Here is a 23,314-nt window from a genome sequence, read left to right as displayed (position 1 = left end):
ATATCAGACGGGCGTGATGTCGGAGATCAGCCATTGGCCGTCGACCTTGGTAATGCCCACTCGAATTCGGCTGCCGTCCAGGCGAGGTCCTTGATATTTGGTGCTCGAGGTTTCTTGGTCAAGAAACAGCAGCACCGTCACCTTGTCGACATTCGCAGCGACGATCGATGATTCGACCACCTTCGCTGTGGTGATGATCGAATCTCGGTGGGCGATGGGGATGATCACCTTCGCGCTGAGTTCGGCGAAATCACTCCGGAACTTGCCGGTCAGATTGTCTGTGACCCTGGGGAATTCGGTGTCGATCGTGTTGAAGTTGTACGACAGCACGGTGGGGATCTTCGATCGCGCCGATTCCTGAGCGGACTGCGCGGCGGCCGTCGTCGCTTTGTGCTGCGAAACGCTGCGTCCGAAGACAACCGTCGTGGTGATCGCCGCGCCCAGCAGCAGCGCCAGTACCACAATGGTGGTGATGGTCGTCCGCTTGTTCATCGTCGACAGGCGGCGGAACCATCGTTGTGGGAGGCGCTGTCGCGACCCGCCCACTTCTGCTGACGGCTCGGCGCTGTCGAGTTCTTCTTCCAGGTCGAGTTCTTCTACATCGACATCGACTGCGGTGTCGGTGGCGCCGGCGGTCATGCGACGAACTCCACGTTCGAGACGAGCCATCGGCCGCCGGTGTGGTCGAGGGTCATCTTCATGCGGTAGACCCGCTGCTGTCCCTCTGGGGCTTCGGTGTTCTTGACCGTGGAAGTAACCGCTGTCAGCACGGTGGCCTGGCTGTCATTGATCGTGACGATCCCGGCTTCCTTGACCTCCCCGCTGGATTCGACGTTGCCGTTGCGCAGCACCGTGACGAAATTGCCGGAGACCTTGTCCCATTGGTCCCGGAACGATCCGGTCGAATCGGCGGCGATCGCGCCGAGATTCTTTTCTGCTGACGCATGATCGAGCGTGATCAACTGAACGGCAGTGCGGCGGGCAGTGTCGAGTACGGCATGGTCGCGGCTGTCGTCCTGTTGGTTGTGCCGGACATCGAGCCACAGCTGCATGCTGACACCGCCCAACGCCACCACGGCCGCGGCGAGAGCGGCGATAGCCCATATCCGCCATGGCGGACCCGGACGTGACTGCCGTTCGCCCGCTTCGGAGTCGGACGCGACCTCGGCCACGTCTACTTGATCAGCAGTGATTGCCATCCCTGGTACTCCTTTGCTTGGGTGACCGATTGGGCCGATTGCCCAAGGACATAGGTGATCCCGTCCGGTCCACGGAAAGTCCCGTCGTATTCCGCATACGGGGTGGTGATCGCCGCAGGGGTCGAAGGGGGTGGCATCGGGGCGGGAACGGTCGGCGCGGCTTTGCCGGGATCGGAGAGTGGCGGAGCCGCGCCCGGTGCGGGATCACCGGGATGTGCGAGCATCCCCGGCCAGGTCGAGGGCAGTCCGCCTGGGCAATTCGCCACCTCGGCGGTACGGACCGAGGGATCGCTGGCGCACGGGAGGTTTCGGGCGCCGCGGACCACCTTCGGGTTATCGGGGGAAATACGGCAATAGTTGTCGGCCGGAACCTGCGCGGGGCCGGTATCCGATGGGTCGCGGCGGACGGTGCCCTGGTAGCCCTCCGTGCACGGTGGCGAGTTCTCGGTGTTTCCCAGTTTGACGTCCAGTGGGATCTGCGCGCCCATGGTGTCGCCGTTCGTCTGGAATCCACCGCCGACGAAGCTGGAGTTCAACGCGGTTGCCAGCGCCGGATATACGACGAGGATCTGTCGAAGGCCCGCGATATTGACCCGCAGCACCTGTCCCACGGTCTGCAGGTCGGCCAGTAGCACCGGAAGTGGTGTGGTGAGGTCGGCGAGCGTGCCGGAGATGGTGTCGGCGGTGACGGGGCCCTGCTCGAGCACCTCCCGCACTTGCGCATCGCTCTGCGCCAACTGCTGCGTGAATGAGGCTAGATCGCTTGTCGCAGAATGGATTTCGGTCCGGACCGAGTTTCCGGTGCGCAGCAGCGGCTCGGCATCGGACAGCAGGGTGAGCGTCGGGCCGATATCGGCTTGCGCGAGGGCGAGCAGATCGGCGGAGGCGTCGATCAGCGTGGCCAGCGCGGGACCGGCGCCGTTGACGGCCTGGAAGGTTTCGTCGGTCGCGGTCCGCAGCGAGTCGGTGGATACGCTCTTCAGCAGTGTCTGTGTTTGATCCAGCACTCGCGCGGTGGGTATCGGCACACTGGTCTTCGACCGAGCGATGGCGCTGCCGTCCCGGAGGTAGGGCCCCTTGTCATCGGACGGGATCAGATCCACATACTGTTCACCGATCGCGGACATGCTCTTGATGGCAGCTCCCGCCGAGGCCGGGATTTGGTAGCCGTTGCGCAGTTGCATGCGCACACGCACGAGATCACCCTGGAGGTCGATGCCGGCGACGCGGCCGACCTCTACCCCGCGATAGGTGACCGCCCCGGATTCATACAGCCCGCTCCCGTTCTCGAAATCCGCTGTCACCGTGTATGTTCCGAGTCCGGTGATCCGCTGGATGCCTACGTAGTGGACCAGACCGTAGAGCAGGCTCACCACGGCGAGCAGCGTGAACGCCACGAGTTGGCCCCTGACCAGACGGGTCTTCATCGCGCTCCCCCGCTCGGGTCGGCCGCCGGCGCCATTCCATCGGCAGCTGTCGGCAGGGTCGGTGCGATGAGCGGATTCACGGCGCGATTGGACATCGGGACCAGGCGGTTGAACGGAATACTGCCGAGGACCTTGTTCTGGATGCCTTCGACGGTGAGGTCGAGGGTGAGGAACAGGTTGAGGTAGTCGCCCTTGATGGCCCGCTCGGCCACCGTTACCGGGAACGGGAAGCTGAGGGCGAGCAGCAGTGCCCCACTGAGATCGGAACCGGCCGCGGCGAGCTGGGTCAGGGTGGGCTGCAAGTTGTGCAGGTCGGCGGTGAGGTTGTCGCGGCTGTCGTGCAGCACCGCCGCGGCTTGCGCGCCGAATTTCCCGGTGCTGTCGAGCATGGTCGTGAGCTGCGTCTTCTGCTCGTCGAGTACTGCCAACGCCGGTTGGATCTGCTCGATGCCGGTGCCGAGTGTGTCCTTCTGCGCGGCAAGCTCTTTCGCCAGCGCGTCGAGGCTGTCGATGGCGCGCACGATATTGTCGCGCTGACTGTCCAGCCCGTTGGCGAAGGTGGCGAGCCGTTCGAAGGATCGGTTGATCGCCTCCTCCCGACCGCCGAATGCCTGGTTCAGTTCGGCAAGGATGGTCCGGATCTGTTCCAGCCCACTGCCGTTGAGCACCAACGACAGGGCCGCGAGTACGTTCTCGGTCGCCGGGTACTCCGAGGTCGCCGCCAGTGGAATCATGTCGCCGTCGCGCAGCAGCCGGTCCGACTTACTCTGCGACGGCGAGATCAGCTCGAGGTATTGGGCGCCGAGCACACTGGTCTGCGCCAGCCGCGCGGTGGTGTTCGCGGGCAGCCGAACGCTCTTGTCGATCGCGAGGGTGATGTCGGCGTGGTAGTCGCGGACGGTGATCGCGGTGATGGTACCGACGGTGACGTCGTCGGCCTTGACGAAGGAGTTGGCTATCAGGTTTTGAGTGTCGCGCAGTTGAACTTGAATGGTGTAGGAACCGTGGTGAATCGTATTGCCCGGCAACGGGATCGAATTGGCGCCGTCGAAACGGCAGCCGGCGGTCAGCAGTGCCGCGATCAGCAGCACACCGCCGATGCTCAGTCTTGCAGAGGGTTTCATCAGCGGGCTCCGGGGACGAGGAGATCGGACAGTCCGGGGATGACCGGCAGCGCGGGCGGGCCGGGGGCGGGGGCGGGGGCGGGTGACGAGCCCGCGCCCGTGGCGGCGCGTACGGCGGCGCCGAAGAGGTCACCGAATTGCGCACTGGCGCGCGAACATTCGGACGGTGGGGCGTCGACTGTGGTGAGCAGCGCGCAGATCAGCGACATCGGATCCGGAAAGTCCGGGATATTGGCGTTGGCGGTGGCCGACTTCGAGGCCGGATCATAGATGTTGTAGAGATCGTCGACGACGGTCGGCGCGCTATGCAGGATCTGGGCGAGGTCGTCCTCGCGGTCGACCAGCAGTGCGGTGATCCGGGTCAGCGAGGTGACATCGGATTTCAGTGCGTCGCGATTGTCGGCGACGAGGGTACGGATCTCAGGCAGCATCGCCTGAACCGCGTGCAGCGCCGCGTCGAGTTGAGTCCGGTTGTCGTTCAACAGATTCGACACTCCGGCCAGCTGGTCGACGAAAGTACGGACCTGTCCGTCGTTGGCGGCGAGCGCCGAGATCACGGTTTGCAGGTTCCGCACGGTAGCAAACAGGTCGGGGCCGCCATCGGCGAGCGTTTGCATCGCCTTGGACAGGTTGACCAGTGTGTCGTTCAGCGTTGCGCCATTGCCTCGTAGCGCGCTCGCGGTGGCGTCAGTGAATCGGGCCAGCGGGCCGATCGGGTCGCCGGATTCCGGTCCGAGCTGGGTGGCCAGGTCGGTGACCTGCTTTTTGATCTCGTCGAACGGTACCGGGACGGCGGTGCGTTCGAGTGGAATCACCGCGCCGTCTTGAAGTTCGGGCTCCGAACCGCGTTTCGGAATGAGCTGGATGTAGCGGCCCGACACCAGGGTGGGGGCCACGATCACGGCGTGGGTGTCGGCGCTCACCGGGTGTGCCGAGTCGAAATGCAGGGTGACACGGACGCGGTCACCCGCGGGCGTGATGTCGTCGACCGCGCCGATCGGCACGCCGCGCAGCGTGACGCGGTCTCCGGTATACAGACCGGCCGAGTTGCCGAAGTACGCGGTGACGCGGCTGGTCGCGTTGCGGGTGAGCCCGAAGGTGACACCGGTACTGATCAGCGCAGCGACGAGCAGCGCGGCGAGAATCCGTCCGGGCGTGGGGATGCGGGACCAGCCCGCGCGCAGTGCGGTCATCATCGTCCTCCTCCCGGGCTGCCGGGCTGCTGTCCATTGAGGTTCGCGGGCGTGATGTTGTGCAGGAGCACACCGAAGAACGGTCCGCTGCCGACGACCTCACCCATTTGGGTCACGTACGGCCGCAAACCGGAGATCGCGGAGTTGATGTTGTCGTAGTTGGAGTTCAGCAGCCCCAAGACGCGATCGAGGTTGGCCAGCATGGGCGCGAGTGCCTGCTTGTTGTCCTGAGCCAGCCCATGCAGTTCGGTACTGACATCGCGAACATCGACCAGCAGTGCGCGGATCGTGGCGGCACGGTCGTTGAGTGCCGCGAACAGTGAACCGCCATCGGTGACCAGAGTCGTGAGGTTCTGATTGCGTTGGGCGAGAATCCCGGTCACGCTGCCGGTGTGGTCGAGCAGATCGCGCAATGCGCCGTCGCGGGAGGCGATCGTTTGCGACAGCCGCGACACCCCGTCCAGTGCGGGGCGCAGGTTCGCGGGCAACGCGGCGAGCACCTTCGAGACACTGTCCACGGCATCGGCCAGCTGGGCCTTGTCGGTGTCGGCCAACTTCGACGTGAGCTGGTTCAGCGATTCGGTGAGGTCGTAGCCGGAAATTGTGTGGTCCAACGGAATTCGATCACCAATGGTGCCGTCGCCGTCCGGCCGCAACTCGACATAGCGGGGGCCGAGCACCGTTTCGACCTTGATCGCGGCGGTCGTGCGAGTACCCAGACGCTGATCATGGGTGTCCACCCGCAGGGCGATATCGACGTGGTCGCCGCCCAGCGTGATGCGGTCGACCGTACCTACCTTGATGCCCGAAATCTGCACGGTGTCTCCGGCGTTCAGGCCGCTGGCATCGGCGAACTCGGCCACCATCGTCTGATGTCCCGGCAGCCCGGGGATGCGCTGGTAGTTGAACGCGCCGACGAGCAGGGCAACGGCAATGCCGGTGCCCACCAAGCCCATTCGTACGGGGTTACGTTCGGAGAAGGGTTTCATTGCGGCGTCACTTGCACCTTTCGGCCGGGACGGTGAACGTCGGCGAGTCCTGGTAGCCGGAGCCACCGACGGCCGGGTACCGGATCGTGAGACCACAGAGGAAGAAGTTGACGAAACTGCCGTAGCTGCTGGCCCGCCCCGCCAGGCGATACGTAACAGGCAGCTTCGCGAGCAACAGCGACAGCGAGTCGGAATGGGCATCGAGGTTGCCCGCCAGCTGTCGCAGCTGTGCGACGTCACCGGCGATGGCGGGGCGGTCGTCGCGCAGTAGTCCGGCGATCTCGGCGGTGCCCGCGTCGATGCCCGTCAGACCCGCGGTGATGGTGTCTCGATCCGCATTGAGACCGCTGACGAGCTGTTGCAAGTCGACGACCAATGTGTCGAATTGCTTGCCGCGCTGATCGATTACCGCAAGCGCCGCGCCGAGGTTGTCGATCGTCGATCCGATGACCTGGTCGCGATCGGCCAGCGCATTGCCCAGTGAGCCGATCTGCTCCACGAACGCGGCGATATTCTGCTCCTGGCCGTTGAGCACCGCGATCAACGACCCCGACAGCCTGTTGGCCTGGTCCGGGTCCAATCCCTGCAGGAGCGGCTTGAAACCATTGACGAGACTGTCGATGTCGAGCGCCGGAGCAGTCTGGGTAACGGGAATGGGATCCTGCTCGGAACGCACGCCTGAACCGTCGGGTTCGACGGTCAACTCCAGGTAGCGGTCGCCGACCAGATTCTTGTATCGAATCGCAGCGGTGGAACTGGTGAGTACATCGACCTCACGGTCGACGGTGAATGTCACTTCCACGAGCCGATCGTGGGCGAATTCGACGGCTTTCACCTTGCCGACCGGCACTCCGGCGAGCTTGACGTCATCGCCGGATTTCATGCCCGAGGCCGAGGTGAACAGCGCACGGTAGGTGTGGGTCGGCACGAAGCGCAATTCGCCGACGACCACGACGAGCATGGCCGAGATGACCGTAGTGATGACCAGGAAGATCATCAGCTTGAGTCCGGCGTGGCGGGCGGTCATCGTGTCAGTCCGTAGATCAGTGCGGCGAACGGGTTACCCAGCAGATCCTCCGGACCGCGAATCGGCCCGTATACCGTTGTGCCGGTGTCGAAGTCGATATGGCCCGCAGGTGGGCTCTCCTTCGTGTAGGGGTATCCATAACAGGAGGGAGCGCCGTTGGCACCGTTCACGGGCAGATCCTTGTCATAGCGGTAGGGCGCGTCGCCCAGCAAGAGGGTGCTCAAGATGTTCAAGCCGGGCCGCCCACCGCCGAGCGCGTTCTCGAGGAACCCGCGATCGTGATCGAGAGCCGACAGCAAGCAGGTGAACGACGGAGACTGTTCCGCGAGCACCCCGGTGGTCGGTTCCAGTGCGTCGGCGGCACCGATCAACGGCGCGGACGAAGCGCTCGTGAATGCGGCTCCGGTATTGCCGAATTGGGTGAACGAGAGCAGGAAGGCGCTCAGGCTCGCCTGCTTCTCGACGAGGGTAGTGCCGGTCGTCGACAGATTCTTCAGCGTGGCCATGACATCCGGTGTGACCGCTGCCAAGGTGTCGAGATTGTCGGCCAGCAGTGGCACGTCGCGCCGCAATGTCGGTATCGCCTCGTTGAACTGCCCGAGGTAGCGATCGGTGGACACCAGCAGGTCGCCGAACCGCGCGCCGTGCCCGTCCAGGGCGGTGCCGAGCGCGGTCAGTGTCGCGTTGACCTTTTGCGGCTCAACGGTTTTCAGTAGAGTGAGCAGTGTGTCGAAGACGTCGTTCACTTCGACGCTCACCTTCGACCCATCGATCGTCGAGCCCGCACCGAGTGTCGTTGCTGCCGGTTCAGCTGGCCAGACCAGGGTGACGAATTTGCGCCCGAACAGGGTGGTCGGGGCGATCTCGGCGCCGACGTTCGCCGGAATCCGCCGCGCCTGGCCGGGATTCAGGTCCAAGGTCAGCTTCGCCCGATCGTTGTCGACCTCGACGGCGCTGACCCGCCCGATGACCACGCCGCGCACCTTGACATCTGATCCGGGCCCCATCAGCAGCCCGGCCCGGTCGGCGAGCAGGTAGACCCGGGTGCTGGCGACGAATTCGCCACTGCAGGAGGCGATTGCGCCGGTCCAGGCAAGTACGAAGACGGCGATGGCGCTGATGCCGAGCAGCAGGGCGCGGCGCCGGGAGACTTCCAGGGTCATCCGGACACCCGAACGGTCGAGTGGACGCCGCCGTAGACGGCGACTCCGATGATCAGGTCGATGATCATGATCGCGATCAACGAGGTACGCACCGCCCGGCCCACCGCCACCCCGACACCTGCGGGACCGCCTGCGGCGTGGTAGCCGTGGTAGCAGTGCACAGACATGATGACCACCGAGAACACAATGACTTTCGCCAGCGACCACAGCACGTCGGTGGGCACCAGGAAGACGTTGAAGTAATGGTCGTAGGTGCCCGGTGACTGTCCGGACAGCACGATGCTCACGAACTGGGTCGAGGCGTAGCCCATGAAAAGCGCGATGCCATAAAGCGGGATAATCGCGAGCAGCCCGGCCAGGATCCGGGTTGTCACCAGATACGGAACCGAGGGAATCGACATCACCTCGAGTGCGTCGATCTCCTCGCTCACCCGCATCGCACCCAACTGCGCGGTGAACCCAGCGCCCACGGTTGCGGTCAACGCGACACCGGCCACTACCGGAATGGCCTCACGGGTATTGAAGAATGCGGAAATGAATCCGGACATCGCTTCGACCCCGACGCGGCCGAGCGAGGTAGCTCCCTGCTGGCCGACCTCGTAACCGGCAGCGGCGGTGAGGAATCCGACGACAACGACGGTGCCGCCGATCACCGCGAGCGCACCGGATCCCAGACTGACCTCGGCGATCAAGCGGACCACCTCACCGCGATAGCGGCGCAGTGTGCGTGGAATCCAACCGAGTCCGTGCAAGTGAAACGACAGTTGGTGGCCGAGGCCGCCGACGGCGTCGCCGGGGCGCGCAGCGGCGGCGGTTAGCCTGCGCCCCCACGACTTCCGTCGTAGCAGCTCGGCCACGGACGGCTGTTGGCTGGTGATGGTCATATCGGTCCGTTCATTGCAGCCACAGGGTGGTGATGATGGAGTTGGCCAGGAATAACAAGACGAAGCTGAAAACGACGGTCTGATTGACGGCGTCCCCGACCCCTTTCGGGCCGCCCTTCGCATGCAGACCCAGATGACACGCCACCAGTGCGGCCAGCAGCCCGAATATCCCGGCTTTGAGCTCGCTGACCAGCAGATCCGGTATCCCGGTCAACAGCGGAATCGCGGTAATGAACTGGCCTGGCGTCGCGCCCTGGAGATAGACCGCGTAGAGGTAGCCACCGGCCAGGCCGACCGCGGTGACCAGTCCGTTCAAGAACAGCGCGACGACCGTGGAGGCGAGCACCCTGGGCACGACGAGCCGATGTATCGGGTCGATGCCCAGCACCCGCATCGCGTCGATCTCCTCGCGGATGGTCCGTGCGCCCAGGTCCGCACAGATCGCCGTCGCGCCTGCACCCGCCACCACCAAAACTGTTGCTACCGGACCGATCTCGCGAATCACAGCGATTCCGGCGCCAGCCCCGGACAGGTCGATGGCTCCGATCTCGTTGAGCAGCACATTGATCTGGAAGATCACCATGACGCAGAACGGGATCGCGATCAGCAAGGTCGGCACAATCGATACATTTGCGATGAACCACGCCTGATGAACGAACTCCCGAAATTGGAAGGGCCGCCGGGGCAGCGTCCGCAGGGTATCCAGCGTGGTGCCGAAAAACTCTCCCACCGCACGTGGGACGACCTCCGCGGCGGACCGTGTTCTGTCCCAGCGGGCAGGCGAGGAGATCTCGCCGGAATCCACCATCGTTGAACCTTTCAGAAATCTGAAACCGATTGACCGGACCGCGATCACACCGTGCTGAAGTCGCTGGCCATATCCGCCCGCCGCGAACCGCACCGGACAACTCACCGAACCGATGACCCAGAAAACTGCTAATTCAGCGGCCTCCTAGAAGATCTTTCGTAGGATCTGCAGCGCCCGTTTGCTGTACGGGGGATAGATCAGCTGCAGATCCGGCGTCGAGGTCGCCCTCCTCGAATTCCTCGGTGAGCCGGGATTTCAACATCGAAGATCTATTTCTGTCGCTACGGCACGGACGGTCTCGGCGGCCCGGTCGGCGATCGCGGCGGCGGATCGAAGCGACGTCCTCACCGGTGAATCTCCTTGTCGGAATGTGCAGTCCAGTTCGATGGCCGGGCCGGGCTGTCGTCGTCCAGTACCGGCCCTGGTCGGCCCTGCAGCTTCCTACCGGAATTGCTCGTGGTGGCGGCACCGAACGCTGCATCCGGCCAGTCGGCTCGACGATCGGTGTCTCCGTTGGTGATGCCGACGATGGGCAGCCGGAGGGCGGCCGGCGCGGCAGGCGGCACTACCGGGTGCGCGGGCGCGACCGACGCGACCCGCTCGTACGCCGCACCCGGTGCGGGGCGCGGATCGGCGTGACCGCGGTTGGGCCATAACGACATCGCACGTTCAGCCAGTGCGGTAATGGTGAGCGAGGGGTTCACGCCCAGATTCGCCGAGATGGTCGATCCGTCGACGACGTGCAGGCCGGGATAGCCGAACAGCCGGTGGTAGGGGTCCACGACGCCCGTCTCTGCGCTGTCGCCGATAGCGCAGCCGCCGATGAAGTGCCCGGTCATCGGAATGTTGAAGACGCTGCTGCTGGTGGCCGCCGCGGGAACACCGTCGATCTTCTCGGCCAGCCGCCGCGCGATCTCGTGGCCGGCCGGGATCCAGGCCGGATTCGGTTGTCCCTCACCCTGTTTGGTGGTCATGCGTCGGCCGAACAGGCTGCGCCGGGTGTAGGCGGTGAGCGAGTTGTCCGCCGACTGCATCACCAGCAGGCCGATCGTCTGTTCCGACCAGCGACGCGGATTGTGGATCCGGACCAGATCCCGGCGGCTCCGGCCGAGTTCACGCAGCCAGCCCAGTCCGCGCGGGCCGTCGCCGCTGACCATCACGGTGGTCAGCAGTGATATGACGTTGCTGCCTTTGCCGTATCGCAACGGTTCCACGTGCGTGTCCGGATCCGGGTGGACGGAGGAGGTGATCGCGATGCCCTTGGTGAAGTCGCGGGACTTGTCTCGGCTGCGAACCGCCAGCAGCTCCTGGGAATTGGTCCGGGTCAGATACCCGAGCCGGGCGGACAGGTCGGGGAGCGAGCCCCGGTCGCGCAGCCGGTGCAGCAGCTGCTGGGTGCCCAGCGCAGCGGCGGCGAACACGACCTGCTCGGCGGTGAATCGATGCCGCCGCTTGCGCATCCACCGGCCGGTGCGGACCGTGGTGACCTGGTAACCGCCGTCCGGCAGTGGGCGGACATCGGTCACTGTCGTCAGCGGATGCACGGTGGCGCCGGCCTGCTCGGCCAGATAGAGGTAGTTCTTCACCAGCGTGTTCTTGGCGTTGTGCCGGCAGCCGGTCATACATTCGCCGCAGTGGGTGCAGGCGCGCCGGTCCGGCCCGGCGCCGCCGAAGTACGGGTCGGGTACATCCTCGCCCGGCCGGCGCCCGGGCCCGCCGAAGAACACACCCACCGGTGTGCGCTGGTAGGTATCGGCGATTCCCATGTCCTCCGCGACCTCCGCGATGACGCGGTCCGCAGGCGTGATCGCCGGATTGACAGTGACACCCAGCATGCGCTTCGCCTGGTCGTAATGCGCGGCCAGCTCGGCCTTCCAGTCGGTAATATGCGCCCACTGGCCGTCGGCGAAGAAGGTATCCGGCGGCTCGTACAGGGTGTTTGCGTATACCAGGGAGCCGCCGCCCACCCCGGCTCCGGCCAGCACAAAAGTGTCCTTGAGTAGCGTCATCCGCTGAATTCCGTAGCAGCCCAGCGCCGGTGCCCATAGGTAGCGCCGGATACGCCACGAGGTTTGCGGGAACTCGTCGTCGGCGAACCGGCGGCCGGCCTCGAAAACACCGACGCGGTAACCTTTCTCGGTCAGGCGCAGCGCGCTCACGCTGCCACCGAAGCCCGAGCCGACGACTATGACGTCGTAATCGAAAGTCATGGGCACCTTGCCTTTCAGGATCGCGTTCAGGCGACCGAGGTCATCCGGAAGTCGGAGGGATTCGAACCGATGGTCTCGCGACGGTAGGCGGTCACGGTTCTTTCACTTGTAGCCTGTCCTGCACACGCCCAGCGATTTCTATCGCTGTGGGTATCAGGAGCGGGGACAGGATCAGCCCGAACAGCGGCACGAGGATTGTCGGTTTGGGTCCCGGTCATCGGCGGGAGTCTCGGAATCTCAGAGATCCCTTCCCAGGGCGAATTTCAGGGGTAAGTAGCTAGAAGATCTTTCGTAGGATCTGCAGCGCCCGTTTGCTGTACGGGGGATAGATCAGCTGCAGGTCCGGGTGGAAGGTCTTGCGCAACACCGCTTTCCGGTGACTGAGTGCTTCGAACCCCCAGCGGCCGTGGTAGGCGCCCATGCCACTGGCGCCGACACCGCCGAACGGAAGCTGCGGCACCAGGCAGTGCATGGCGACATGGTTGATCACCGCACCGCCGGACGGGATCTCGTCCACCAGGCGCTCGCCCACCGCCGCCGATTTCGTGAAGTAGTACCCGGCAAGTGGTTTCGGCCGGGAGTTCACGAATGAGATCGCATCGTCGAGGCTTTCGTACGACAACACCGGCAGGATAGGTCCGAAGATCTCCTCCTGCATGACCGCATCGTCGGGATCCGGGTCGACGATCACGGTCGGCTCGATCGACAACGACGCCTCGGTGACCCGTCCGCCCAGCGCGATCGTGCCGCGCGTCTGCGCGAGATAGGTAGCCAGTCGCGCGAATTGGCGCTCGTTGACGATCCGGCGGCCGTCTGCGCCTCCCTCCCCCTCGAATTGCTCGATCGCCGCTACGATCTCGTCCACCAGCAGATCCCGGATACGGTGATCGGCCAGCACGTAGTCCGGCGCGATGCAGGTCTGTCCCGAGTTCACGCACTTGACCCAGGCGATCCGGCGGGCCGCGATAGCGATGTCGGCGTCGGCGGTCACGATTACCGGGCTTTTACCGCCGAGCTCCAAGGTCACCGGAGTCAGCGTCGCCGCGGCCGCGGCCATGATCTTCCTTCCGATTTGGTCGCCGCCGGTGAACAGTACGTGGTCGAAACCCTGCGCCAGCAGCTCCTGGGTGACCGGGGCGTCGCCCTCGACCACGACGACCGCCTCGGAGTCCAGGTATTCCGGAACCAGCCGAGCCAGCAGGGCCGACGTGGCCGGCGCCAACTCGGACGGCTTGAGTATCGCGCAGTTGCCCGCGGCCAGCGCGGCCACCAGCGGCGAAAGAGTCAGGTACACCGGGTAATTCCACGGGCCGATGACCAGAACGACGCCGAGCGGCTCGTACTGCACCCAGGCCGAACCCGGATACTGCACCAGCGACAGCGGCTGCCGCCGCCGGCGCATCCACCGCCGCAGGTGTTTCAGGGCGAACACGGCCTCACCCCTGGTGGACGATATATCGCCCATCCAGGCTTCGGCCCGGCTGCGTCCAAGATCACTAGCCAGCGCGGCTACGATCTGATCCTCCTGCTCATCAAGCAGCCGGATCACGTTCCGCAACTGCTCCGCACGCCAAGTGCGGTCTCGGGTCCGGCCCGAGGCGAACTCGCGGCGAACCCGTGCCATCGCATCGGGGATGTCGGGCAAATTGGAGACCGCTGGTGCGGTAGTCGGTATAGACATCTGGTTACCTCTGAGGAGTTCCGTCACGCCTTCGGCGACGGAATCAGGCCGTGTTCGAGAAGTAGTTCCGTGCCCGCGGTGCTGGCGCGAAAGTGTTTGTCGTGCAGGGTGTTTCGTTGACCGGGAATGGATGAGGTCTCTGGTAGATGGTTTTGGCTACCGAGACGAGGGGGACCGACGATGATCCCGAGCCCGGTGATCACGCGTTGGGGCGTTCGCGGGCGGTTGGACCACCGAGACCATTGGCGAGCGAGCAAGGCCGCTAGTGCCCTGGCGATTGCCGATGCCCATCGAGGCGATGCGGACGAGTGCGGTCTTCTGGCGGAGTTCGCGCATGTGTTGGCTCAGCTGTCGTAGTCGACTGCGACCGTCGGGGTGGTGGGATGAGATTGACAGGTCAGTACGAAGCCGGCGTCGACCTCGGCTGGGGTAAGCGCAAAGTTTTGCTCCATCGATACCGCTCCTGTTGTGATTCTGGCTTTGCAAGTGCCACACGCGCCGCCGAGACAGGCATACGGCGCATCGATGTTGCTTTTCAGCGCGGATTCGAGGACGGTCTCGCCCGCAGCGAGTTCCACGGTGTGATGCGCGCCGGACAGAGTGATGGTCACTTCGGACTTGCGGAAGGCATCGACGTGTGTGGATCGGTTCGTGCCGCGGAACAGTTCGAGGTGTATCCGCTCGGTCGGCACTCCTTCAGATGCGAGGTCCTCGCGCATTGTCGTGACGAGATCGCTCGGGCCGCACAGGTACCACCGGTCGATCGAAGTGACATCGCTGGCGAGCAACTGTTGAACCATCGCCAGGTCGATACGGCCACGAACAGCGGCGGGGTGGTGCGCCTCACCTGAGCGGATGTGGAATATGCGTAACCGGTCTGCATATCGAGATTCGAGCTCATCGAGTTCGGAGGCGAACATGGTCGACTCTGCGGTTCTGTTGCCGTAGAAGAGGATGAAACGGCTCTCGGTCTCGATCTCCATCGTGGTGCGCATGATCGACAGGATGGGCGTGATGCCGCTCCCTGCCGCCACCGCGACATAGTCGCGCCGAGCGAGTGGATCAAGGGGTGCGCCGAAGCTACCCGTGGGCGTCATCAGCTCCAGGACATCACCGGCTCGCAGCGTTTCGACCGCGAAGGTCGAGAACATCCCGCCCGCGATGTGCCGTACTCCGATCGCCAGTTCTCCCGATGTGGCCGAGGTGCAGATCGAGTAGTTTCGCCGCACCTCCCGCCCACCGATGCGGCGTCGAACGGTCAGGTGTTGGCCCGCCTGGAATTGGAACTGATCGCTGAGGTGATCGGGAACGTCGAAAGTGACTTTGACGCTGTCCGGAGTCAGGGGCTCGACGCTTGTGACGGGGATCGGGTGGGCGCTGGCATGGCGTGCCGCGGAGGAACGCGGTATCCGAACCGGGAGCAGTGCGGCTAGTTTGCCGTTGAGGCGTTTCCACTCGCGGTACTGCGTGGCGTCGAGCTGCTGCCCGAAGACGGTGCCTATTGCCGAGTCGCGCTCTAGGTAGGCGGCCTCATTGCGTCGCCAGACCGCGACGTAGCGGTAGAAGGGAATGGAGGGATGCAAGTGGTGGACCAGGTGGTAGTTCTGCGACAAGAGCAGAGGAGTCAGGATCCACTCCGAGCCGACGCGGTTGCGGGTCGCGCGATAGCGGTTCTCGCGTTGGGTGTCTTCCAGGTCGTGGTGGGGTAGCCAGTCGAACCACCATGCGAGCACGAACATCGCCACCCGCCCGGGAATCAGGCAGATCACCGCGAGCGTCCACAGATATCCGGCGAAAGCGGCCGCCACGATCACCGTCACCGAAAAGGTCATCAACGCCGCCGTTTCCAGGACCTCGGCGCGTGGGCGCCGGCGCAGGTTACGCACCAAGAAACCGATATACGGCAGGTCCATTGCCGGGAAACGGATGGGCAGCTGCCACCAGGGTGCGGCGCTGACGAAGTGATCGGGATCGAACTCACCGTCATTGGTGTTGCGGTGGTGCTCGATATGGATGAACGCGAACGACTTGAATGAGATCAGCGGCGAGACGAAGAACATTGCCACGCGACCGAAGGCGACGTTGACCCAGCGATGGGAGCTGATCGAGTAATGCGAGGCGTCGTGCAACACGGTGAACAGGACGAAGATTGCCGCGGAGCTCGCGGCGATGGTGGCGATCGCAGGCAAAGCGTCGGTGAGCGCGGCCCAGGTCGAGGCGCCGAAGAGCGCAAGCGCAAATGTGAAGATGCCGACTATCGGCCAGGACAGCGTAGGAACTTGCTCGCCCGGATCAGGCAAGGCGTGCTGCGAGGCGGCTGCTGGGGGTTGGGGGTGTCGAGTCGTCGTCGACATCGGACTCCTCCTTCGCGCTTCGGGATGAGATGCCTCACAACCTATTAACGACCGGTATCGGTCGACAAGGCCATCTCAGCCCTCTCCGGTGTGCTGCGAGCACATCCCGGCACGCTCGGCGTCCGTCGGTGCGGCTATGACTCGCGCAAAACCGAGGCCCCCAGCACGTCGCAGACGAGGAGGGCGGCATGCAGTTCGGCGATCTTGACAGTTGCGGGCCGGCCCCTGCGCTCTTCGGCACGACGCACCCTTTGCAGGACCGTGTTCCGGTGGATTCCCAAGGTGCGTGCTGCGATCGCCAGACTCCCTTGCGCGTCGAGCACAGCCAGGAGTGCGGCGCGCTCGCCGCGCTCTTTCGCGTCGTCCCGTGCGAGAGCGCCGAGCTGAGCGGCGACGAAGGCTCGCGCCGCATCCAGGTCGCGCGAGATGGCATCCACCAACGCGACATCGCTGAACTGAGTAATCGATGGCGCCGCGCGACCGGACAGTTCGATGACGCGGCGAGTGCGTAGAGCCTCCAGGTGGGAGGTACGGAAGCCGGCAGCCCCCGGATAGGGAGAGCCCACCGCGATATGAACGTTTTTACTTTCGCCGGGAAACTCCGTCGCCATGCCCGTGAGCGAGGTCCTCACCTCCCCCGTGATCGATGCCCATCCCCACACCGCGAGTGGACCGTCCGCCACGACGAGCGAGTGACCCGCCCCAAGGAACCTTCCAACCTGCCGAGCGAATCCCTCGAGGTCGACGCCGCGGTCGTCGACCCAGCACACGAAGCCGATCTGCCGACCGGTGAGCCGGTGGCCGAGCACACGTTCGGCCCGAGCGATGTCGACACGTTCCCCAGCGAGCAAGGCCCGCACGACATCGGCGCGCTCGGCCCTTGCCTGGTTCTGGCGTCGGTCGAGCTCAGCGACGTACTCGGCAGCTACAAGACTGGAGATGCGGTCGATGTATCGAAACCCGAACCGCTCGAGATCGACAAACGTCCGCAACGCGACAGCGGGGTCGTCGATCGAGTCAGTCAGCGCTTCGGAAAGCTTCTCGGTGAAGAACTCATGTCCCAACCGATAGAACCGCAGCATCACATCCACGCTGTGCCCCCGTGATGCCATTGCTCGCGCGTGTTCGAGCGCCGTTACCGGCGCCTCCACAGCCGCTATATCGATCCCATGACGAACCATCGAAAGTACCGCTTCGAGATTCGACGAGCACGATCCCAAGGTCAGGCCGCGAAGCTCAGCATCCCCAGCGACCTCCGGTACCCGCTCGACTATGTACCTCTGCATGTCGTCGGCCAGGCTGGACACATTAGCCAGAAAATACGCAGCAATACCCCTTCCAGCCTCCGCACCGTCAGCCGGCTCCAGCGCCTCCATATCTGCACACTATCCTCGACCGAACTGCTACAGCCGACCGTTCACTATCGACGCAGCAACGGAGTTGTTCCGTGGCTGGGGCGAGCGAGGGCCTGTCGGCCACACCGGTTTGCCAACGTCAAACTGCTCCGAGCGCTGCGGCTACGGCCGCTCGTACCGCCCCTTCTGAAGGGGTGGGCATTCCCATGGCAGCGGCCATCTCCGCGATTGAGGTCATCGCCACCTCCGGCAGCCCGCAGGCCGTGAATGCCGAAAACGCGGCCAGGTCTGGCGCGATATTCAGAGCAAACCCATGGCTCGTCACGCCGCCGCGAATCCGCATACCGATCGAGGCAACCTTCTTGTGCTCCAACGTCCAGACTCCGACCAGGCTCTGAGCCTTGGCCGGCGTGTCACGTCGAACAGCCCGCAGGCCAAGCGAATCCAAGGCACTGATCAAGCCTTGCTCCAGCCAGCGCACGATATCCCCGGGGCCGCGCTGACGGAGATCGACCACCAGATAACCCATCAGCTGCCCCGGTCCGTGGTAGGTCGCTTGCCCTCCTCTGTTCACCTCAACCAGAGGAATCTCGGTCTGCAGCGGCAATTCATGACGGGGGGTCCGGACACCATAGGTGATCACTGCGGGATGAGTGAGCAATACCAGCCGATCCGCAATCAGCCCCTCCCGCCGCTCTCGAACCCAGATTTCCATCTGCGCGACGGCCTCGAGATATGGAACCTCGCCCAGATCAACCCACTCCAGCTCACCCTCGCTCACACTCGGCCCTCTCTGTGCTACATGCATACCCGACCAACAGACCGGGATTGAGGCTCATAAGCATGTCAGGAGGCAGCAGACTCGGGACCGGTGTGCTCGATGAACGTGCAGCCTCGGCATTCGGGGTCTGCGGTCACGCCCGAGGAAGTCGAATACGGCAAGTACGCGTTCCCTGCCGGAATCGCCAGGCCGTTCGACCTCGCGCTCGAACTTGGCGCGGAGTCGCTGATCCCGGTCGATCAGGAAGGCCTCGACCAGGGCCTCCTTCGACCCAAAATGCCGGTACAAGGTCATGATCGAGGTCTTCAACCGGTTGACTCCGACGGCGCGGATGCCCCGGGAATCCTGGGGTCCCGTAGGTTCAGCCAGTACGGACGCTTCGTTTACGCTTCATGTCAACGCATGTCACGCATTCCCCCATTCCGACCCGGTCGCTGCGGCCGGCGGAGGTTTGACGTTGTTGCCGACCATCCGCGCAATGCGTTCGCGCTATGGCAGTAAGCCCCGGTTCGAGTTACGTGGAGGTCGGGACGACGATCAGCAGCCAGGCGAGTATCGGGGCGATCAGCACAATGTATCCGGTGTAGGAGAACAGTGTTCGCTGGAACTTGTCCCGATCTCGTCGAGAACCTCGATCGGACGGCGAGTCTGCATATCGATCAGGATCGTTCCGTAATGGTGCCCGCGGCGCAGGGCGAAGTCGTCGACTCCCAATACCCGCGGGATCGGGTGCTGCAGATCGGGCAATGCTCGGATCTGGCGCAGCAACGTCATCCGGCTCACTGTGGCGGCCAGCTGTCGAGTCAGCCGCGCTCCGGCGCGGCCGCCCAGCGCCAGCGCGACCGCGCACAACGCACGCTGCAGGGTCAATGTGCGGCGGGCATACTTGGCCGCCAGCTGCGGCACTTGTTCGGTGAAAGTTGTTTTGCCGCACTCGGAGTTGTCGCAGAACAGTCTGCGGACCTGTAAACCGATCAGGACCTCGCGGCCGGTGATCGAGGCATCGGACAACCGTCGCCGGTAACGGCTATGGACCCGCCTGGACAGCATCCCCCAGCCCGAACACACGACCGGATCCTCACCGGTGGCGGCCTCGATCCGCACTGTTGACCCCGCCGCGCGGATCGCCTCGATCCGCAGACCGTCCAGATGCGGGAACAGCACCCTCATCAGTTCAAGATCAGAACACCCGCGACATGATGAACTATCAACCGCCCCTTCGCATCCCGAACGGGTCAATCGCCAAGTCTGTGCCAGATCCACGATTCGCTTGCCGTTGACATGACCCACCGTACTTGCGCACCAGATGTAGCTGGCTATGCAAGTACAGGATTCGCACCATCGCGTCGTACGCACGCCTCCAGAGCCATTACCGAATCGAAGAGCTCCCGAACTTCAGGAACCACAGCATGAGGTAGATGTCCCCCACGATGCCGTCGAGGATGAATTGCAACGGCGTCGACGCCAGGTCGCTGATCTGCTCGAAGTCATCGATCAGCACCTGGCAACCCCCGGCAATCTCTCCACCCTGAATGTGATTCTCTGCCAACTTGATTCGCCAGCCGACATTTCCCCCGTGGCCGTGACGCCGTACCGTCGACCGCCGCTTTCAGGTACGTGGTCGCCGTGTGATGGTCACCGATCCGCACGTACGCCCAGCCGGTCATACCCATCAGCGCCGCAGGCCGGAGATACAGCCAGTTCGGATCCTGACCGTAACTCGATTCAAACGCGCCATGCGCTCGACTGATGGCGTTCGCCATCGCACCCTGCAGGCTCGAGGACGACAAAGCGCACACTCACACGCACCCGTGGAGCGGTTGTCCGCCAACCGATCTCGGACACTGCCAGAGCCAGCTCCGGCGAAGCAGGCACATGCGGAATTGAGTATGTCCGTGTGTGGCGCTAGTACGCATCGGTGCTGCCGCCAGACCCCTGCGCACGAGCCCGTACCGGCCTGGTATGAGCAGGTACGGGCACGTGCCGTTCAGCCGCAGTGCACTTTGAATACCTGCCACTCGTCATCACCGATGAGGCCGCCCCAGTCGATGCATTCGCCCTTTGCCTCGACCTTCACCGGACCCGCGAACTCGGTGTATTCGGCGTCGTCGACGACTACGGCGCGACTATCCCCTGACCGCCGGAGCCCGGCGCCCATCCGCACGGGTTTCCCCGGCTGGTCCCGGACGGTGACAACGCAATTGTTCTTACCGTTGTAGGTCAGAAAGGCGGTGCCACCGACGATGTCGTGCGAATCGATCACGTCATATCCCTTACCGCACTGACCACCGTAGGTTGCCGCGGATGCCGTCGCGGGGAGGAATACCGCCATCCCGGCAGTGATTCCGATTACGCTCGCACACACGGCAATTGTCTTCTTGGCGTTGATCACGTAGAAACCTCTTCTTCTTGACGTGCAGTCTCGCGTACGCGGGTAGCGCAAGATCTCCGAACGGCGCTCGACGCTATTGACACACCGTCGAGGGCTTACGAGAAGAAACGCTGTGCACCACATGATGGTTCACTCTGTTTCGAAATTTCCCGTTCCCCTCTGGCTGTCCGTGGAAGCATCGGACGACCGCAACCGACTCGCACCGCCCGAGAGTGATTCCGTCTGCGTCAGTAGTTTTGCGCCTCCGGCGTAGGTTCGACCCGACTATTCGCCGCTCGAGGTAGGTGGCTCGTCGGTGGATTGCAGTCGGGAAGTAGCCAGTAGGTCAGCCGTCGTTGCCCAGGGCGAGAAAACCAGGAAGGCTTCAGCGGCAACGACCTGTATGAAAACGAGGGCCAGCGCGACTGTGGTGACAACAGCCGCGACCAGTGGTGCCACGTAGTCGACCTTTTGCGCGAGCCACACCAGCGACACGGCGAGCAGATAGACCGTACCGATGAGGCTGATCAGCGCGGTGACCAAAATCAGGCGCGCGCACCGCATCAAGACCGGAAATAGACCGGGCACGTCCTCACGGATCTCACGGATTCGAGCCATGACGATGGTGACTCGCGGAGCAGTGACGGCGTTGGCCAGGGCGATCACGGCGCGATTGCACAGCATGACATCCAAAGCGCTTCGTTGAATTCCGCCATTTCCGACCCTCCGTGAGTGGGTCGACCGGATCAGAACTGGTACATGCTCGCCGCGGAATACTGCGCAGTGAGAGACTAGCGCGCTGCGGGCGGCAACCCACGTATCTGGTGACTTCCCTTCCCCTGCAGGTTCGGCGCGTCCTGACGGCGACGAGTCGAGCGGGCACGCACTCTGGTATTTGCATCCGGACCGCCGCGAGATCACCGGTGCTGGAGACAAGCTCTCGGAGCACATTCGGTCCCGTGCTGGTCCCGTTTTGCGGGTGGTCGGCGAATGACAAAACCCCTTCCGATGCTGGTCGGAAGGGGTTTCTCATGCGTCGGGCTGACAGGATTTGAACCTGCGACCACCTGACACAGGTTCTAGTTTCATCGACGTGCCTCAGCAGACCTCATCATGCCTGGTCAAGCACTCTTTTCGCGTCGGGCGACCTGCCCGTCATGTCCTATCGGATCCGGGCAATTCCCATCAAAAGTGTGAGATTTTGGTGGGACGGATCGAATGACGGAATCGCGTCGCCCATCGCCGACACTCCCCCGGGCCGAAGCGATCGACAAGTGAAGATCGGGGGAGCACAACCCGTTCATTACGAGCCAGCGGGCCAGACCAAATCCGATCACCGCTGTGCAGAAACGAATCGAAAGTCGGCGTGTCGCCAATCCAACACGCAAACATTTTCGGCGACAGCTAACTTTTAGCTACAGGAGACAGTGGGTCCATGGCCCTGCTGACCATGCGTGGCACTCGGCCCGCTGGCCCGCCACCGGCCGCAACCGCAGCTCGACACGTCGACGAACTCCCCGCCGGCGCGGTCATCGAACTGGAACGGGCCGTCGATACCAGCGGCACAACGAGACTCGGCAAATATCGTGTCAAGACCGGATCCGCACTCGCCGGTCAGAGAGTCCTGCTGCGCCTGGACGGCCACCTGCTCCACGCAGGTCCACGACGGCGTGGGGTTGGAATTGTCCCAGAAGATATAGTCGCTGATTCGCGGGTATGAGCGAATAAGTGCGAGTAGTTCGCGCCGAAACTTCAATCTAGTCGTCGGAGGGTGCGCGGAGTCTTTGGTGCACTTATCCGAAGAAGCGGCCCCATTGGTAGAAACCACCTGCGGCGCGGCCCTTAGCCGACTTGAATGGATGGAACATACTTCTGATAAGTCCGGATCGATGCTGCACCGCAGGTACGAGCTCCATCACACCGCGCTCCGGTGCATGGTGCCACACCCATTGACCTTGGGCCATTTCTTGTTGGACTGCTTGGCGCAACACCGGGTTCCTCTTCATCGAGTTGTTGAGCCGTCGCCATGCCGCCTTCACGTGGATCTGCCGTATCTCTTCCGGTTTCAAGTGGAGCAGACCCGACCTTGGCTTCAGCTTGAAGCGGTACAGCACCGAATAGGCTTTTCCGGTCCCGACCTGTATCGCCTGAGCGCCACCTTTGGCGCCCGAAACAACCGCGCCAACGGCGACGCCTACGATCGCCTTCACGGCTTTCGCCGCGACATAGAGTGCTTGAACGGCCTCGTTTCCCTTGGCGTTCGGTGAGTCCCTTCCGGCAGCCCGCCCGAGGTACCGCTCTGCGGCGCATTACCTTCGGCCGCGGCTGCCAACGGATCCGATGCAACGTTGGCGATCGCGACGGCGAGATCCATTTGACTAAGCGTGCCCGTGCCCTTGCCGGTAATCCCCGTTCCACCCTCCCCCGACGCCTTCTTGTGCAGGCTCGGGTCGTCGGTGCCGTTGATAGAGCCACCGTTAGAGGCCGCCGAGCCGGTCGGCGAGCCCTGGGTGGAGCCGCTCGAACTGACACCGGCAGGTGACCCGCCTGCGCCGCCTTCGGCGCCGCCGGGACGGTTCCCGATGGCGTCGCCGCGTTCAGTGCCGATGCCGCCAGACATCCCACCCACGGCCCCAGTCTCGGCGCCAGGTGTCGTCATGGCACCTTTGCCGTCGCCGGCGCCGCGACTTTCTCCGGGCGAGCCGCGCGGCGGCGCACTCCCGCCTGGGTCACTGACCCCTTGAGCGG

The 23,314-nt window shown here is 64.0% G+C and carries 22 protein-coding genes; all 22 read right to left on the bottom strand.

What is annotated here, in order from left to right:
* Positions 1 to 3: 3 nt before the first annotated feature.
* A complete protein-coding gene (locus OIE68_RS01005; protein WP_327097487.1) occupies positions 4 to 639 on the bottom strand; it encodes a hypothetical protein in 636 nt (211 codons plus the stop codon).
* Positions 636 to 1,199, bottom strand: a complete 564-nt coding sequence (locus tag OIE68_RS01000; RefSeq protein ID WP_327097486.1) for a hypothetical protein — start codon at positions 1,197 to 1,199, stop codon at positions 636 to 638. The genes OIE68_RS01005 and OIE68_RS01000 overlap by 4 nt, the downstream gene beginning before the upstream one ends.
* The gene (locus tag OIE68_RS00995; protein ID WP_327097485.1) at positions 1,175 to 2,626 is read right to left on the bottom strand and encodes an MlaD family protein; all 1,452 of its coding nucleotides are present in this window, start codon (positions 2,624 to 2,626) and stop codon (positions 1,175 to 1,177) included. Before OIE68_RS00995 ends, OIE68_RS01000 begins: the two co-directional genes overlap by 25 nt.
* The gene (locus tag OIE68_RS00990; RefSeq protein WP_327097484.1) at positions 2,623 to 3,750 is read right to left on the bottom strand and encodes an MCE family protein; all 1,128 of its coding nucleotides are present in this window, start codon (positions 3,748 to 3,750) and stop codon (positions 2,623 to 2,625) included. The genes OIE68_RS00995 and OIE68_RS00990 overlap by 4 nt, the downstream gene beginning before the upstream one ends.
* Entirely contained in the window at positions 3,750 to 4,943 is a 1,194-nt protein-coding gene (locus tag OIE68_RS00985; protein ID WP_327097483.1) for an MCE family protein, read from the bottom strand. The genes OIE68_RS00990 and OIE68_RS00985 overlap by 1 nt, the downstream gene beginning before the upstream one ends.
* Positions 4,943 to 5,932, bottom strand: a complete 990-nt coding sequence (locus OIE68_RS00980) for an MCE family protein (protein ID WP_327097482.1) — start codon at positions 5,930 to 5,932, stop codon at positions 4,943 to 4,945. Before OIE68_RS00980 ends, OIE68_RS00985 begins: the two co-directional genes overlap by 1 nt.
* Positions 5,933 to 5,939: 7 nt before the next feature.
* Complete coding sequence (locus OIE68_RS00975; RefSeq protein ID WP_327097481.1) at positions 5,940 to 6,959, bottom strand: MCE family protein; 1,020 nt, start codon at positions 6,957 to 6,959, stop codon at positions 5,940 to 5,942.
* A complete protein-coding gene (locus tag OIE68_RS00970) occupies positions 6,956 to 8,122 on the bottom strand; it encodes an MCE family protein (RefSeq protein ID WP_327097480.1) in 1,167 nt (388 codons plus the stop codon). Before OIE68_RS00970 ends, OIE68_RS00975 begins: the two co-directional genes overlap by 4 nt.
* Positions 8,119 to 9,006, bottom strand: coding sequence for an ABC transporter permease (locus OIE68_RS00965; RefSeq protein WP_327097479.1), 888 nt, complete (start codon positions 9,004 to 9,006; stop codon positions 8,119 to 8,121). The genes OIE68_RS00970 and OIE68_RS00965 overlap by 4 nt, the downstream gene beginning before the upstream one ends.
* 10 nt (positions 9,007 to 9,016) lie before the next feature.
* Positions 9,017 to 9,814 carry an ABC transporter permease gene (locus OIE68_RS00960; protein ID WP_327097478.1) on the bottom strand — a complete coding sequence of 266 codons (798 nt, stop codon included), beginning with the start codon at positions 9,812 to 9,814 and terminating at the stop codon, positions 9,017 to 9,019.
* 344 nt (positions 9,815 to 10,158) lie between these two features.
* A complete protein-coding gene (locus OIE68_RS00955) occupies positions 10,159 to 12,024 on the bottom strand; it encodes a GMC family oxidoreductase (RefSeq protein ID WP_327097477.1) in 1,866 nt (621 codons plus the stop codon).
* 277 nt (positions 12,025 to 12,301) lie between these two features.
* Positions 12,302 to 13,648 carry an aldehyde dehydrogenase family protein gene (locus OIE68_RS00950; protein ID WP_419150742.1) on the bottom strand — a complete coding sequence of 449 codons (1,347 nt, stop codon included), beginning with the start codon at positions 13,646 to 13,648 and terminating at the stop codon, positions 12,302 to 12,304.
* A 401-nt stretch (positions 13,649 to 14,049) separates the two neighbouring features.
* Positions 14,050 to 16,059, bottom strand: coding sequence for a fatty acid desaturase (locus OIE68_RS00945; protein WP_327097475.1), 2,010 nt, complete (start codon positions 16,057 to 16,059; stop codon positions 14,050 to 14,052).
* A gap of 134 nt (positions 16,060 to 16,193) precedes the next feature.
* Complete coding sequence (locus OIE68_RS00940) at positions 16,194 to 17,435, bottom strand: PucR family transcriptional regulator (RefSeq protein WP_327097474.1); 1,242 nt, start codon at positions 17,433 to 17,435, stop codon at positions 16,194 to 16,196.
* A 118-nt stretch (positions 17,436 to 17,553) separates the two neighbouring features.
* A complete protein-coding gene (gene lipB, locus OIE68_RS00935; protein ID WP_327097473.1) occupies positions 17,554 to 18,195 on the bottom strand; it encodes a lipoyl(octanoyl) transferase LipB in 642 nt (213 codons plus the stop codon).
* A 54-nt stretch (positions 18,196 to 18,249) separates the two neighbouring features.
* A complete protein-coding gene (locus OIE68_RS00930) occupies positions 18,250 to 18,489 on the bottom strand; it encodes a TetR/AcrR family transcriptional regulator (protein WP_327101545.1) in 240 nt (79 codons plus the stop codon).
* Positions 18,490 to 18,759: 270 nt separating this feature from the next.
* Positions 18,760 to 19,365 (bottom strand): hypothetical protein, encoded by a 606-nt coding sequence (locus OIE68_RS00925; protein ID WP_327097472.1) that lies wholly within the window; start codon positions 19,363 to 19,365, stop codon positions 18,760 to 18,762.
* 199 nt (positions 19,366 to 19,564) lie between these two features.
* The gene (locus OIE68_RS00920; protein WP_327097471.1) at positions 19,565 to 19,696 is read right to left on the bottom strand and encodes a hypothetical protein; all 132 of its coding nucleotides are present in this window, start codon (positions 19,694 to 19,696) and stop codon (positions 19,565 to 19,567) included.
* Positions 19,697 to 20,182: 486 nt separating this feature from the next.
* Positions 20,183 to 20,587: a hypothetical protein gene (locus OIE68_RS00915; RefSeq protein ID WP_218007749.1), complete on the bottom strand. Its 405-nt coding sequence runs from the start codon at positions 20,585 to 20,587 to the stop codon at positions 20,183 to 20,185.
* A 264-nt stretch (positions 20,588 to 20,851) separates the two neighbouring features.
* Positions 20,852 to 21,250 carry a hypothetical protein gene (locus OIE68_RS00910; RefSeq protein ID WP_327097470.1) on the bottom strand — a complete coding sequence of 133 codons (399 nt, stop codon included), beginning with the start codon at positions 21,248 to 21,250 and terminating at the stop codon, positions 20,852 to 20,854.
* Positions 21,251 to 22,359: 1,109 nt separating this feature from the next.
* Positions 22,360 to 22,776, bottom strand: a complete 417-nt coding sequence (locus OIE68_RS00905) for an HNH endonuclease (RefSeq protein WP_327097469.1) — start codon at positions 22,774 to 22,776, stop codon at positions 22,360 to 22,362.
* Entirely contained in the window at positions 22,773 to 23,225 is a 453-nt protein-coding gene (locus OIE68_RS00900; RefSeq protein ID WP_327097468.1) for a hypothetical protein, read from the bottom strand. Before OIE68_RS00900 ends, OIE68_RS00905 begins: the two co-directional genes overlap by 4 nt.
* Between the last annotated feature and the right edge of the window lie 89 nt (positions 23,226 to 23,314).

This window comes from Nocardia vinacea (assembly GCF_035920345.1).
In the GTDB taxonomy this organism is placed as follows: Bacteria; Actinomycetota; Actinomycetes; order Mycobacteriales; family Mycobacteriaceae; genus Nocardia; species Nocardia vinacea_A.
Note: the sequence above shows the minus strand (reverse complement) of the source record. Positions and strands in the feature narration are given on the sequence as shown.